Annotated in this window: 8 protein-coding genes; all 8 read left to right on the top strand. The window is 53.0% G+C overall.

The window, feature by feature from the left end; all coding sequences use genetic code 11:
- The first annotated feature begins 42 nt into the window (after positions 1-42).
- Positions 43-1,812: an ABC transporter ATP-binding protein gene (locus IQ241_RS00875; protein ID WP_193904513.1), complete on the top strand. Its 1,770-nt coding sequence runs from the start codon at positions 43-45 to the stop codon at positions 1,810-1,812.
- Positions 1,813-2,174: 362 nt separating this feature from the next.
- Positions 2,175-3,203 carry a helix-turn-helix transcriptional regulator gene (locus tag IQ241_RS00870; RefSeq protein WP_193904512.1) on the top strand — a complete coding sequence of 343 codons (1,029 nt, stop codon included), beginning with the start codon at positions 2,175-2,177 and terminating at the stop codon, positions 3,201-3,203.
- Positions 3,204-3,439: 236 nt separating this feature from the next.
- Positions 3,440-5,995 carry a TonB-dependent receptor domain-containing protein gene (locus IQ241_RS00865; protein WP_193904511.1) on the top strand — a complete coding sequence of 852 codons (2,556 nt, stop codon included), beginning with the start codon at positions 3,440-3,442 and terminating at the stop codon, positions 5,993-5,995.
- Between the two features lie 137 nt (positions 5,996-6,132).
- Positions 6,133-6,939 carry an ABC transporter substrate-binding protein gene (locus IQ241_RS00860; protein ID WP_193904510.1) on the top strand — a complete coding sequence of 269 codons (807 nt, stop codon included), beginning with the start codon at positions 6,133-6,135 and terminating at the stop codon, positions 6,937-6,939.
- Between the two features lie 345 nt (positions 6,940-7,284).
- Positions 7,285-8,061, top strand: a complete 777-nt coding sequence (locus IQ241_RS00855) for a Uma2 family endonuclease (RefSeq protein ID WP_193904509.1) — start codon at positions 7,285-7,287, stop codon at positions 8,059-8,061.
- Between the two features lie 233 nt (positions 8,062-8,294).
- A complete protein-coding gene (locus IQ241_RS00850) occupies positions 8,295-9,290 on the top strand; it encodes an AraC family transcriptional regulator (RefSeq protein ID WP_193904508.1) in 996 nt (331 codons plus the stop codon).
- A 49-nt stretch (positions 9,291-9,339) separates the two neighbouring features.
- Positions 9,340-10,029: a Uma2 family endonuclease gene (locus IQ241_RS00845; protein ID WP_193904507.1), complete on the top strand. Its 690-nt coding sequence runs from the start codon at positions 9,340-9,342 to the stop codon at positions 10,027-10,029.
- A 296-nt stretch (positions 10,030-10,325) separates the two neighbouring features.
- Positions 10,326-12,845, top strand: coding sequence for a TonB-dependent receptor domain-containing protein (locus IQ241_RS00840; RefSeq protein WP_228021246.1), 2,520 nt, complete (start codon positions 10,326-10,328; stop codon positions 12,843-12,845).
- Positions 12,846-12,871: the final 26 nt, after the last annotated feature.

Raw genomic sequence — 12,871 nt, 5'->3', positions numbered from 1 at the left:
CGCTAAGCTACTGGCTTGGGGCTACTGCGGGACTGTAATTACATGGGTGGATCGAGTCATTCCTACCGTCAGCTGTTAGCCACCTACCTTAAACCCCAGCGGGGTCGGGTATTCTGGCTATCTGTTACATTGCTGAGCGGGATTGGGTTGCAGTTAATTAACCCCCAGATTTTGCGCTACTTCATCGATACGGCGGTAGCCGGGGGAGCACAGCGGATTCTGGTGGGAGCTGCTTTGGGGTTTATGGCGATCGCAATTATTCGCCAAGGGCTGACGATTGCCTCCACCTACTTTGGCGAAACCGTCGCCTGGAGCGCCACCAACGCCCTCCGCTTGGACCTGGTAGAGCACTGCCTGAATCTCGATCTGGCCTTTCACAAGGCTCACACTCCCGGCGAGCTGATTGAGCGCGTCGATGGCGACGTCGATGCGCTCTCCCGCTTTTTCTCTCAGTTTGTGCTGCAGGTGATCGGCAATGGGCTACTGGTCGTCGGCGTGCTGGTTATGCTGTGGCTGGAAGACTGGCGAGCGGGGCTGGGGCTGAGCCTATTTGCCTTAATGGCTCTGGGCATTTTGGCCCGACTCCAGGCCCTAGCCGTTGGCCCCTGGCGCACCTATCGCCAAATCAGCGCCGAATTCTATGGCTTTGTCGCCGAGCATCTGAGTGGCCTGGAAGATATCCGCGCCAACGGTGCCGTTGGCTACGTGATGAATCGGCTCTACCAGATTCTGCGGCGCTGGCTGGCCGCCTTTCACAAAGCTCGCTTTACCAGCACTCTGCTCTGGGGTAGCACCGTCGGCCTATTTACCTTGGGAAATGCGATCGCTCTTGCCCTCGGAGCCTATCTCTGGAATCGCAACGCCATCACCATCGGTACGGTCTATCTGCTGTTCTACTACGCCACCCTGCTGCAAGATCCGATCGAACGCATTCGCGAAGAACTCGAACAGTTTCAGCAAGCCGCCGCCAGCTTTCAACGGGTTCAGGATTTGCTGAGTCACCAGAGTCAGCTTCGATCCGAGGGACAGGCCGTTTTGCCTAAAGGGGCGCTGTCGGTATCATTTGAGGGCGTTGGGTTTGGGTATGTAGAGCAGGGGAGCAGGAGAATAGGGGAATGGGAGGCTGGGGAGTATACGCTTCAAAACCTCACCTTCTACCTGCCTGCTGGCCAGACTCTGGGCCTGATTGGGCGCACCGGCAGCGGCAAAAGCACCCTGGCCCGCCTCTTGCTTCGGCTCTATGACATTCAGCAGGGGCGCATTTGTCTGGGCGGCGTCGATATCGCTCAGGTGCCGCTGAGGGCATTACCGCAGCATGTGGGAATGGTGACTCAGGAGGTACAGCTCTTTCAGACAACAGTCCGCAATAATCTCACCTTCTTTGACCCCCACGTTTCAGATGACTCCATTTTGGAAACCTTAGAGGCACTGGGCTTGATGCCCTGGCTAAAGGCACTGCCGCAGGGACTAGATACGCAGTTGGGGGCAGACAGCGGTGGCGTCTCGGCGGGGCAGGCCCAGCTGCTCGCATTTGCGCGGGTATTTCTCAAGGATCCAGGGCTGGTTATGCTAGACGAAGCCTCCTCCCGGCTCGACCCGCTGACGGAGCAGCTGATTGAGCGGGCAGTAGACCGGCTGTTAGAGCACCGCACGGGAATCATCATCGCCCATCGGCTGAAAACGGTAGAGCGAGCGGATCAGATTTTGATTCTGGAGCAGGGGCAGGTGGTGGAATATGGCGATCGCGCCACTTTGCTCAACAATCCCCGGTCTCGCTTTGCCCAGCTTTTACACATGGGAAAGACAGAATAATTCTGAATAAGCGGTGATGGACAAACGGCGTGACTACTGGCGCACCCAATCAGTTCGAGCTCAAGCTGCTATCAGTTAATTGAGAAACTTTCTCGATTATGGTATGATCCGCGAGACGTAACTATTGGAGCGGTTTCCTTGATGAACGTCATTGATCGATCTGATGGCTGTCACTGTGTCACTGCTAGGGGCTCTCATTTTGCTAATCCAGACGCCATCAGGACTGACTCAGTTGGCGCAGAATGTCACCTAGAAAGACATCGCAGCATCAGAACCCATAGTTCACCATTTCTGCTCGGAAAAATTTGAGTGCTATAGCGGTGAGTGCTATAGCGGAAGGATTGGAGGCGACGGCTGAATAAATGACTAAAACGTTAACAGGGCATCAGGTTCAAGAGATTTTGCAGAGCTACCGCGATCGCAATCCGGTCGCTGACTATGCCGATGCCTCGGAGCGCTTCTTTGAGCTGCCGCCACCGTTAGGGCACGGGTATTGGCATGAAATTGAGCTACGTCCGGGGCTACAGCTTGTTCTTTCTGATGTGACCAAACGCCAGAATCAGATCCACGAAATTCAGCAGCACGCTCAAAACATGCCGCTGACCGCTAACTTTTATTTGGCAGGAAAGTGTCGAGTCTGCAATACAGGATTAGGAGATGTTAAAGAAGAAATGGCGGGCAGACATTACCTTTATTGCTTACCAGGGACGGCAGAAACCGAAGAATATCCAGCTCATCAGCGCCTTCATCAGCTCATTATCCGTATGGCTCCAGAGGTATTTCTACAGTTAAGCCATAGCCGCGTAGCTGAGCCACCTTCAGATTTGCAATCCGTGGTCGAAGCGCCCAAGTTCGTTCGACTGCATCTGAGCAGAATGACGCCGCCGACAATGCAGCGGGTGATTCGACAGATATTTCAGTGCCCTTATCGGGGCATCACTCGACAGTTTTATCTGGAGAGCAAGGTGCTAGAACTAATGGCTTTTCAAATCGAAGCGTTGCTGACAACTCCTCAAGCTACCTTCACCCCAGAATTACCGCGCCAGGATGTCGATCGAATCTATCAGGCCCGAGATATCTTGCTGCGAAATATTGCTCGTCCACCTTCGTTATTGGAGTTGGCTCGACAGGTACAAATTAATGATCGAAAGCTGAAGCAGGGGTTTCGTCAGGTATTTGGAACCACTGTGTTTGGCTATCTGCACCGCTATCGAATGGAGCAGGCGCAGCAGCTTTTACTGGCAGGGGATCTCAGCGTGCAGGAGGTGGCCCAATACGTTGGCTATGCCAGTCGTAGCTCTTTTGTAGCGGCATTTAAGAAAAAATTCAAGATGGCACCGAGCCAAACGCGAACGAGGAATGTGCTGCATCAAGGAAATTTTGATGGATGACGGACAGGGGTGAAGTTTTCAGAGATAAGGTCTGAATCAGATCCTCAAATCCTCAACGGTTTCTAACTCTAGCTATCGCGATCCGATTAGCTGAGCCCCGGCCAGTGATCTCAAAAAGTCCCGCCAAGAGACATAAGAAGTCCCGCTGGAAGACGCGATCGCATTTCAAACCTGCACTAGCCACGATATTATGTTGAGAACGATTCTCAAATGTTTCCCAATTGGTGTGAGGGCATATGACTATCTCGAAGGCCTGGAATTTTTGGGTGTTCAGCCTAATGGCGATCGCCGTATCATCACCGGTGAGGGCTGAGACCCTGGAAATAGACTCAAACCTTCAGCGCTCTCCGACGATAGCCAATCAATTTGCTCAGATGGATGCAGCCGCTGCGATTACAGATGTTCAAATCCACCCTACTCCTAATGGTTTGGAAGTCATCCTGGTGTTTGAGGGTGCGCTTCCGGCTGAGATGGCTCGAATCACCGGCAACGCGCTAATTGTAGAAATTCCCAACGCCACACTGAATTTAGCTGATGAGGCTGCTGCTGAACAGTTTAGCCCCATAGAGGGAATCGCCCTGATCCAGGTGACCGGGCTGCCCAATAATCGGGTGCAGATTGCGGTGACGGGCACCGAGGCTGCTCCGGAAGTCCAAACCAATGTAGAGAATGGCAGTTTGGTGCTCAGCATTGTGCCCGGTACCGCATCCACTGTGGTAGAAGACTCTGACACCATTCAACTGGTCGTGACTGCAACCCGTACGGAAACCGACATCCTGGATGTACCACGTTCAGTTACCGTCATTACCCGCGACGAGATCGAACAACAATCACAGTTTACCAACAACCTACCCGACATCTTAGGAGAGCTGGTACCCGGTCTCGGCCCCCCAACATTGCAAAACCGAACCCGAAATCTGTCCCTTAGAGGGCGCACCGCATTGATTTTGATTGATGGCATCCCACAAAATCCGAATACGGGATTTGCCACTGAACTGAGCGTGATTGATCCGGCAGCTGTCGAGCGCATTGAGGTCGTACGGGGGCCGAGTGCGATTTATGGCGACGGTGCGACTGGGGGCATTATCAATATCATCACGCGATCTCCAATCGAAGAGGGAGTTGCCTATAACGTCGGCGTCGGTACGCAAACGAGCCTGACCTCGGTTCAAGGGAATAGTTTTGGCTATAACTTTCAAGCCGGAGCAGCCGCAGCGGATGATCGCGCAGATGGCCGCCTTACGGTATCCTACGACATCCGCAACGGACAATTTGACGCCAATGGCGATCGCATTCCCCCAGAGACAGGCATCGCCGATACGGATCGACTGGGAATACTCGCCAAGCTAGGGTATGACTTGGACGAGCAGCAGCGACTAGGGTTCACTTACAGCTATTACCAAGAGGAAGTCGAAACCGAGTTTACCTCTGATCCGATTGTCTTCGACATTCCTGGATTACAGACGGCAAGGGCATTGCAAATTGGAGAAATTGACTACGACGAAGAACCCCAGCAGACAAACCATGTCTTAAATCTCACCTATCGTCATGCTGAGTTACTCAATTCTCAACTGGATGCCCAGCTCTATTATCGAGATACCGAGCTTGTTCAGCAGTTCACCGATCTGCGATCGGGGACATTTCCTGCCTTCTTTCCCCGCTTATGGCAAACCAGTTTAGATGCTTCAGAGTGGGGAGCCCGTGTTCAGCTTGAAACTCCCTTGGGCAATTCTGCAAGTTTACTATGGGGGGCAGATTATTCTCAGGAAGATAATGAGCGACCCTTACTCATTTCTGACCCTGCCACCTTCGACGATGACCAAACGTTGAATATTGTAAATCGAAGCCTTTCTCAATCCCCTCGATATGACCTCAATAGCCTGGGGATATTTGCCCAAGCTCGTTGGGATATCACTGAACAGTGGCAAATCAGCGGGGGGCTACGCTACGACAGCTTCGACTTTTCAGTGGATGATTATCAACTCGCCTTTCGATTTCCCCGCGAGCGCGAAGGTGGCAGCGGCGATGCCGACGATATCTCATTCAATGCGGGGGTAATTTATCGCCCTATTCCCGCAATCGGACTGTTTACCAACTTTGCTCAAGGCTTCTCAATTCCCAGCTTAGGTGCCGCTTTCGGTGCCGTCGGTCCTGATTTTGACATTGATAATAATCTTTTCCTGGAACCGCAAAAGGTCAACAGTTACGAAATTGGAATTCGCACTGAATTTAGACAGGTGCAAGCGAGCCTGGCAGGCTTTTACAACGAGTCAGATTTGGGTAGTGCCCTACAGGTCGGTGCCGATGGATTGACAGAACTCGTCAGAGCCCCTCAGCGCAACTATGGTGTGGAAGCCACTGTAGACTGGCAGCACAGTGACGTTTGGCGACTCGGCGGCTACTTTAGCTGGAATGAAGGTGAAAACGATGTCGATGATGACGGCGAGTTTCTTGCCTTAAGCTCGGTGCAGGTACAGCCCTATAAAGTAGGATTTTACGTCGAAAATGACACGACTCCTGGTTGGACCAATCGCCTGCAATTACTCGCAGTGGGAGGACGCGATCGCGCCTTCGACGCCGACGTAGACGGTTTTGATATCGATGGCTATGTGACTCTCGACTTTCTCAGTAGCCTACAGCTGGGCCGTGGCAAACTGACCCTCGGTATCGAAAATCTGCTCAACAATCAGTATCTACCTGTAAGTTCTCAAGAGCGTATCGGCGCTACTGAAGAGCGGCGCTATGCAGCCCCAGGAACCACGCTGAGCCTGCGCTATTCAGTCACCTTTTAGGGCCTATCATGCTAAAATGTAGCTCTCAAAAACTTGTTGGATGGATGGCCATAGGAACGTTGTTGGCAGGCTGTCAGCCCAGTATTACGGCCCCTCCCGTCACCTCAAACGTCCTAACCCAGACGGTTGAGCATGCTATGGGTACCTCCGAAGTTCCGCTCTTACCAGAACGCGTGGTAGTGTTAGATATAGCTGCGCTCGATGCGGCTCTCGCTTTGGATGTTCAGCCTGTAGGTACCATTCGTTATGGCGATGCACCTGCCTACTTGGGCGACGTCGCGAGTGAAATCACAGTCGTGGGCGAAGACAACCAGCCTAACCTTGAGGCAGTTTTGCAGCTTACCCCCGATCTCATATTGGGCTCAAAAATTAGCTCTGGTAAGTTATATCGACAACTATCGCAAATCGCCCCAACCGTCCTTACATCAGGAAGTGGTCGAGAGGGTGATTGGCAGGAGAATTTTCAGTTATTTGCCGAGGCACTGGGTCAACCCCAGCGAGCCGAGCAGCTTTTAGCTGAATACGATCGCCAGGTAACCGAACTTCAGCAGCGCCTTGAAGCTCCCGACGAGATTGAGGTTTCGGTAATTGCTACTGCCCGCAACCGCATCGCTGCCTATACCACGGGTAGCTTTTCTGGGTCAGTTCTCCACGATATCGGATTCGGTCGCAACCCTGCCCAAGACCTGTTTCAATCTTATGCTGTGCGGCTTTCACAGGAAAAACTATCAAGTCTAGATGGCGATGTCTTATTTCTAATTTATTCGCCTCACTTTGAAGGAAGCCTCGTCAAAGCCGCCATTAGTCAAGATCCGATATGGTCACAGCTGGAAGCCGTTCAGAAAGATCGGGTCTGTGAGGTACCCGGTGAAGTCTGGATTGCTGGTCGCAGCCTGCTCGCTGCCCAGGAGATTCTCAAAGATGTTGAAGATTGCCTGCTTTGAGAACTTAAACGGATGTAGTGGCATGGCATCGAGCTTACCCTTTTTCAGTATCAGTTTTACGAAGATGTGTTGCTCATCGAGAAGGCACTTGCCCTAGCTCCCGTAATCGGCGAAATTGGCTTCAATCTATCGGGCAATCGCCATGGGAAGTGTACCGGAGAAAGCTTCATTGAATGGGGTGACTGTGACAGGTCAGCCTGAATGACTACAAGCTCAAGGTTGGGTTTCGTCAGGTATTTGGCACTACCGTCTTTGGCTATCTGCATCGACATCGAATGGAATTAGACTCATTTTGCATGACAAAACGCATACAATAGAGCTAGTGCGGGCAAAAGTAGGAATCTTATGAGCAACCCACTGGCCACAACCGACGAGGTCATACTCCCAGACGCTAATCTACTCACGACCGAGGATGATACGCCGGTGGACAATTTTGCTTCGGCAAAGCAGCAGCGGTTGCTGGTCAGTAGTCTCTATAGCTCTCTGACTGGTTCTACTTTTCTGGCTGAAGCAAATGTTGGCATTTATCATGCGGTGAGCCAACCCGCCATCGTGCCTGATATGTTTGTCAGTCTGGATGTGCAGGTCCCTGCGGACTGGTGGGAGAAGCCTAACCGTTGCTATCTGGTATGGAATTTTGGCAAGCCACCAGAAGTTGTGCTGGAAATTGTCTCAAACCGAGTCGGTGGCGAGCTAACCAGTAAGCTGCAAACCTATGCTCAAATGCGAGCAGGTTATTGCATCGTCTACGATCCGGCAACGCAATTAGGAGAGCAACCGCTATACCTTTACGAACTGCGCGGATGGCACTATGTTGAACAGTCGGAGCTGTGGCTGGAGCCCATGGGTATTGGGTTAACCCTTTGGCAAGGGGAGTTTGAAGGGCGGCAGGATACTTGGCTGCGTTGGTATGATGCCCAGGGACATATATTGCTGACGGGGGACGAAAAAGCAGAGCAGGAACGCCAGCGGGCAGAGCAGGAACACCAGCGGGCAGAACAGGAACACCAACGGGCAGAGCAGGAACGCCAACGGGCAGAGCAGGAACGCCAACGCGCAGAAAGGCTAGCGGAGCTTCTAAAAGCTCAAGGCATCGATCCAGGCGATCTGTCAGGGCTATAGGTTTCGAAGTCGGGCAAATAAATTTTAAGCAAAAAATCCGCGTAGGGCGCAAAGCGATCCGGATGGGAGCGATCGCGCTACCCTCATGGCTGACCCCAGCTCTCGCTTTTCTCGCTGACTCAGGGCAGGTTCTGCCGCTGGGCTGGCTTAATGAGAGCCTTGACGTAAAGCCGAAATCAGTTGAGAATAGATCTCATTAAAGTTTTTCGGCCCCCAGTTTTTACTATTGCCCTATGGCTATCACGCTTTCTCGCACCGACTACGACGAGCTTTGGCAAACGACCAATCCCCTGCCTCTGTCATTAAATGCTCAGGGCTATGGCGAGCTTCAGCAGGTGGTTCCTCAGCGGTTAGGTCGGGGCTATATTCACCAAATTCAACTTCGAGAAATTAATCTTTGTCTGTTCAACTATCAGCTGCATGATGACCTATGCGTAGCCGCAACATCCCAACCTGGAAGATTTACAAGCAGTGAGTTGGGGTTTAATCTATCGGGGAACCGTAGCGGCAAGTGCACAGGCGACAATTTTATCGAATGGGGTACCTGTAACGAACCGGATGACTGTCTATGGATCACCTACGCCAACGATCCGGTGCTGAAGGTTGACCTGCACCTGGACTCTGTGGATGGGCTTACCCGGCTAGTTACCGATGCTCTAGATGAGTTACCCGAAGGGATTAGACCCTGTATTGAAGCCAGGGAAGGCGGCTGGTTTAGCGAAATCAATGCCATCACCCCCGCCATGCGGTCGGCCTTGGAGCAAATTCTGTACTGCCCGTTTCAGGGCAAAACCAAACAAATCTATTTAGAAAGCAAGTGCCTAGAGCTGATTGCTCTCAAGCTAGCGCAGCTAAAAGAGTCTGAGCTTCCTGTAAAAACGCCAGTGTCCCTCAACCCTGATGATGTTGATCGCATCTACGCCGCCCAAAAAATTCTTGAAGAAAACCCTGAGAACCCGCCCTCGCTGATGGAGCTAGCGCGGCAGGTGAGCCTGAATGACTACAAGCTCAAGGTCGGGTTTAAGGCAGTGTTTGGGACTACGGTATTTGGCTATCTGCACCGCCACCGCATGGAAACCGCGCGAGAGTTGCTCAACAGCCGCCGTTTGAACGTTAAAGAGGTGGCCCAGTCGGTGGGCTATGCCAATCAAAGTCGGTTTGCGGTGGCCTTCCGCAAGCGGTTTGGCGTTAACCCAAAAGCCTATCTTTTAGGTCGGCAGTCTGGCTAGTCAGCAGCTAGACCTATAATGGAGGCAGTTCTGGTCCAGGCAGTCTCTGATGATTAACCCCATAGCCGTTGCCGATCAGGTGACCTTCCCAGATGCCAATGCGCTAATCACCGAGGATGATACGCCGGTGGATAATTTTGCTTCGGCCAAGCAGCAGCGATTGCTGGTCAGCAGTCTCTACAGTTCCTGGCGGACCGAGCCGTTTCTCGCCGAGGCCAATGTCGGGATTTATCACACCGTGAATCAGCCTGCAATTGTGCCAGATGTGTTCGTTAGCTTAGATGTTCAGGTCCCTGAAGACTGGTGGGAAAAGCCTAATCGCTGCTACCTGATGTGGAATTTTGGCAAGCCCCCAGAAATCGTGCTGGAAATTGTCTCGAACCGAGTGGGTAATGAGCTGGCCGATAAGCTTCAGACCTACGCTCAAATGCGAGTAGGCTACTATGTCGTTTACGATCCGGCGGCCCGGCTAGGAGAGCAACCGCTGCACCTTTATGAACTAAGGGGGCTGCACTACACAGAACAGGCTGAACCGTGGCTAGAGCAGGTGAATCTGGGCTTGACCCTCTGGCAGGGAACGTTTGAAGGACGGCAAGACACCTGGCTGCGCTGGTGCAACTCCCAAGGAAGCCTGCTGTTGACTGGTGACGAAAAAGCGGTGCAGGAACGCCAGCGGGCAGACCGGCTGGCGGAGCTTCTGAAAGCCCAAGGCATTGATCCTGATCAATACTCCTCTTAGACAGACGTCAACGGTTGGAAGGGCTGAGTTTTCCGACCCATCTGCTCATCCATCTACCCGCTTTTTCCTAAAAATCCCGCTAGGGCGCAAAACGATCCGCATGGGAGCGATCGCGCCCGTTTATACCGCCCCGTTTCCGGATATCTTCATGAGAATAGTTCTTAGCAGCGGCTAGTTGCGAGTCATCTCAAAAGGTGTGTGGAGAGAAACCCATGAATTCATTAACCAAAGTGCGTCGGTTGACGGGCAAGCAAGGGTCTTGTGGATTGGCGCTTTGCCTCTCAGGATGTCTGCTGATGAGTAGTCCCACCAGCTGGGCCACAGAGCCGGCTTCAGAGGCTTTAGAACCGCCCGCTACCCCGGTTCGAGACTGGATGGCGCAAACTGCTCAGGTTTCAATTACGGGGATCCGGGTAGACGAGACGGAGGCCGGAGTGCAAATTGTGCTAGAGACTGCTGGCCGCGAACTAACCGCTCCCAGCAGCCGAACCGTGGGCAATGCCCTGGTTGCAGATATTCCGGATGCAGTGCTGGACTTGCCGGCGGGAGAGCCGTTTGAGCAATTTAGCCCCGCTGCCGGAATCGCCTTGGTGAGCGTGACGAATCAGCCCGAGGGCGGGGTTAGGATCTCAATTACGGGAACGGATGCCCCACCGCAAGTTGAGGTGAGCACGATGACTGGAAATTTGGTGTTGAGCGTGACGCCCGGGGTGGAAACCGCTGTTGATGTCGATGAGGATGCGATTCAGGTGGTGGTGACGGCGACCCGAACGGAGGAAGAGTTACAGGATATTCCCCGCTCGGTCACGGTGATTACCCGTGAAGAGATTGAGGATCAAACGCGCCTGAACCAAGACTTGGGAGATATCCTATCTCAGCTGGTGCCTGGCTTTAGCGCGCCCACTGGACGGACCAATACCTTTGGCCAAAGCCTCCGGGGCCGTGACATTTCTGTTTTAATTGACGGTGTTCCCCAAAACACTAACCTGGGCTCAATTCCCGCTTTCCTGACCACCATCGATCCGCAAGCAATTGAGCGGATTGAGGTGGTGCGAGGCCCCAATGCAATCTATGGCGCTCAGGCCACCGGAGGCTTAATTAACATTATTACGCGCCAACCGGATGAGGCCCCCATCCGGCATACGATCGACGTCGGCGGCAGTGGCGCCATTGCCAATGGCGCCTTCCTAGCGGAGGATGGGTTTGGCTATCGTGCGCGCTATTCAGTCTCTGCAACGACGGATACCGAGAGCGCTTTAGGCAGCATTTCTTACCAATCGCGAGGAGTTTACTACGACGCCAATGGCGATCGCATCCCCAGCGAATACAGAGATGCAGAGACCGATGAGGTCAACGTATTGGTCCGGCTCGGAGCCGAGCTAGACCCGGTGCAGCGGCTCAACTTTACCTTTAATTATTTCCGCCAGGAGCAGGATGCCAATTACATTAGCGATCCCGAAGTTGAAGAGATTCCGGGGGTACAAAGAGCGCGGGCGATTGAGCTGCCAGAAGGCACCCAAATCATTGGTGCCCCCGACGGCGGACAGCTGGAGACAACGAATCTCACCCTGCAATATTTCAACGATGATTTGCTAAATAGCCAACTGGAGGGGCAGGTCTTTTTCCGCGACTATGCGTTTGTAGGGGGGCTACCCAGAGACTCCCGCGAGTTCTTTGACTTTATTCTTCAATCGCCAGGCGATACTCAACAGTGGGGAGGGCGCTTACAGGTCAACACCCCCTTCAACCCGGAAGAGACCGCTAGCCTGCTGTGGGGAGTGGACTATGTGCGAGAAAATAGCTCCCAGAGCTTTAACATATTCGATCCTGAAGCCTTCGACGAGAGCGGTGGACGGATCTTTCGCAAAATTGATCAGATTGATTTTGTGCCCCCCTATACCCTGAATGATTTGGGAATTTTTGCGCAGCTTCAGTGGGATATTTCCGATCGCCTCGCGCTCAGTAGTGGAGCCCGCTATGTCAATCTCAGGGTAAACGCAGACGACTACACCACCTTCGAAGGAAATGACGTTGAAGGCGGTACCTTGAACGCCGAAGATTTTGTCTTCAATGCTGGCCTTGCCTACGACATTACCGAGGCGCTAACGGCGTTTACCAGCTTTTCCCAAGGCTTTTCACTACCGGATATTGGCCGGGTACTGCGGTTTGCCCCTGCCGGATTCGCCGTTGAAGCCGACATCGACCTGACGCAGCCGCAAAAGGTCGATAACTACGAAATTGGCCTACGGGGTAATTGGAACTCAGTGCAGGCCTCTTTGGCTGGATTTTACAACTACTCTAGCCTCGGCACGAACTTTGAACCAACCGAGGGTGGACCCTTGCGAACGATTCGAGCCCCGCAGCAGGTGTATGGTGTAGAAGCCGCCCTGGACTGGCAACCTGGCGATGACTGGAGATTAGGGAGCACTGTCGCCGGGTTAGAGGGGGAAGATGAAAACGAAGACGGAGAGTTTACGGCGCTCAATAGCCTGGTGATTCCGCCGCTTAAGATTACGGCCTACGTGGAAAACGAAACCTTACCCGGCTGGCGAAATCGTTTGCAGCTGCTGTATTCTGGCGATCGCGATCGCGGCTTTGAGGCGGGTACCGATGATGCCCCCATTGACAGCTACATTACGCTTGATTTATTAAGCAGCGTGAGTCTCGGTGGCGGAGAGCTGTCGCTCGGCATTCAAAACCTGTTGAATACAGACTATTTCCCCGTCTATTCGCAATTCTTTGCGCCTTTTTCTGAAACCAGCAATACAGCTGCACCGGGGAGATGGGTTACGCTCAGCTACCGCAGAACGTTCTAAAGCGTACAAGCCAGGGTTGCTATGGT

This window comes from Vasconcelosia minhoensis LEGE 07310, assembly GCF_015207255.1.
GTDB classification, from domain to species: Bacteria; Cyanobacteriota; Cyanobacteriia; order Phormidesmidales; family Phormidesmidaceae; genus Vasconcelosia; species Vasconcelosia minhoensis.
The sequence above is the reverse complement of the archived record's forward strand: the minus strand, read 5'-3'. Positions and strand labels throughout refer to the sequence as shown.

Bases quoted from the DNA above. Each gene is read 5' to 3' on its own strand.
- IQ241_RS00875 (WP_193904513.1), top strand. From the start codon at position 43: ATGGGTGGATCGAGTCATTCCTACCGTCAGCTGTTAGCCACCTACCTT.
- IQ241_RS00870 (WP_193904512.1), top strand. From the start codon at position 2,175: ATGACTAAAACGTTAACAGGGCATCAGGTTCAAGAGATTTTGCAGAGC.
- IQ241_RS00865 (WP_193904511.1), top strand. From the start codon at position 3,440: ATGACTATCTCGAAGGCCTGGAATTTTTGGGTGTTCAGCCTAATGGCG.
- IQ241_RS00860 (WP_193904510.1), top strand. From the start codon at position 6,133: ATGGGTACCTCCGAAGTTCCGCTCTTACCAGAACGCGTGGTAGTGTTA.
- IQ241_RS00855 (WP_193904509.1), top strand. From the start codon at position 7,285: ATGAGCAACCCACTGGCCACAACCGACGAGGTCATACTCCCAGACGCT.
- IQ241_RS00850 (WP_193904508.1), top strand. From the start codon at position 8,295: ATGGCTATCACGCTTTCTCGCACCGACTACGACGAGCTTTGGCAAACG.
- IQ241_RS00845 (WP_193904507.1), top strand. From the start codon at position 9,340: ATGATTAACCCCATAGCCGTTGCCGATCAGGTGACCTTCCCAGATGCC.
- IQ241_RS00840 (WP_228021246.1), top strand. From the start codon at position 10,326: ATGAGTAGTCCCACCAGCTGGGCCACAGAGCCGGCTTCAGAGGCTTTA.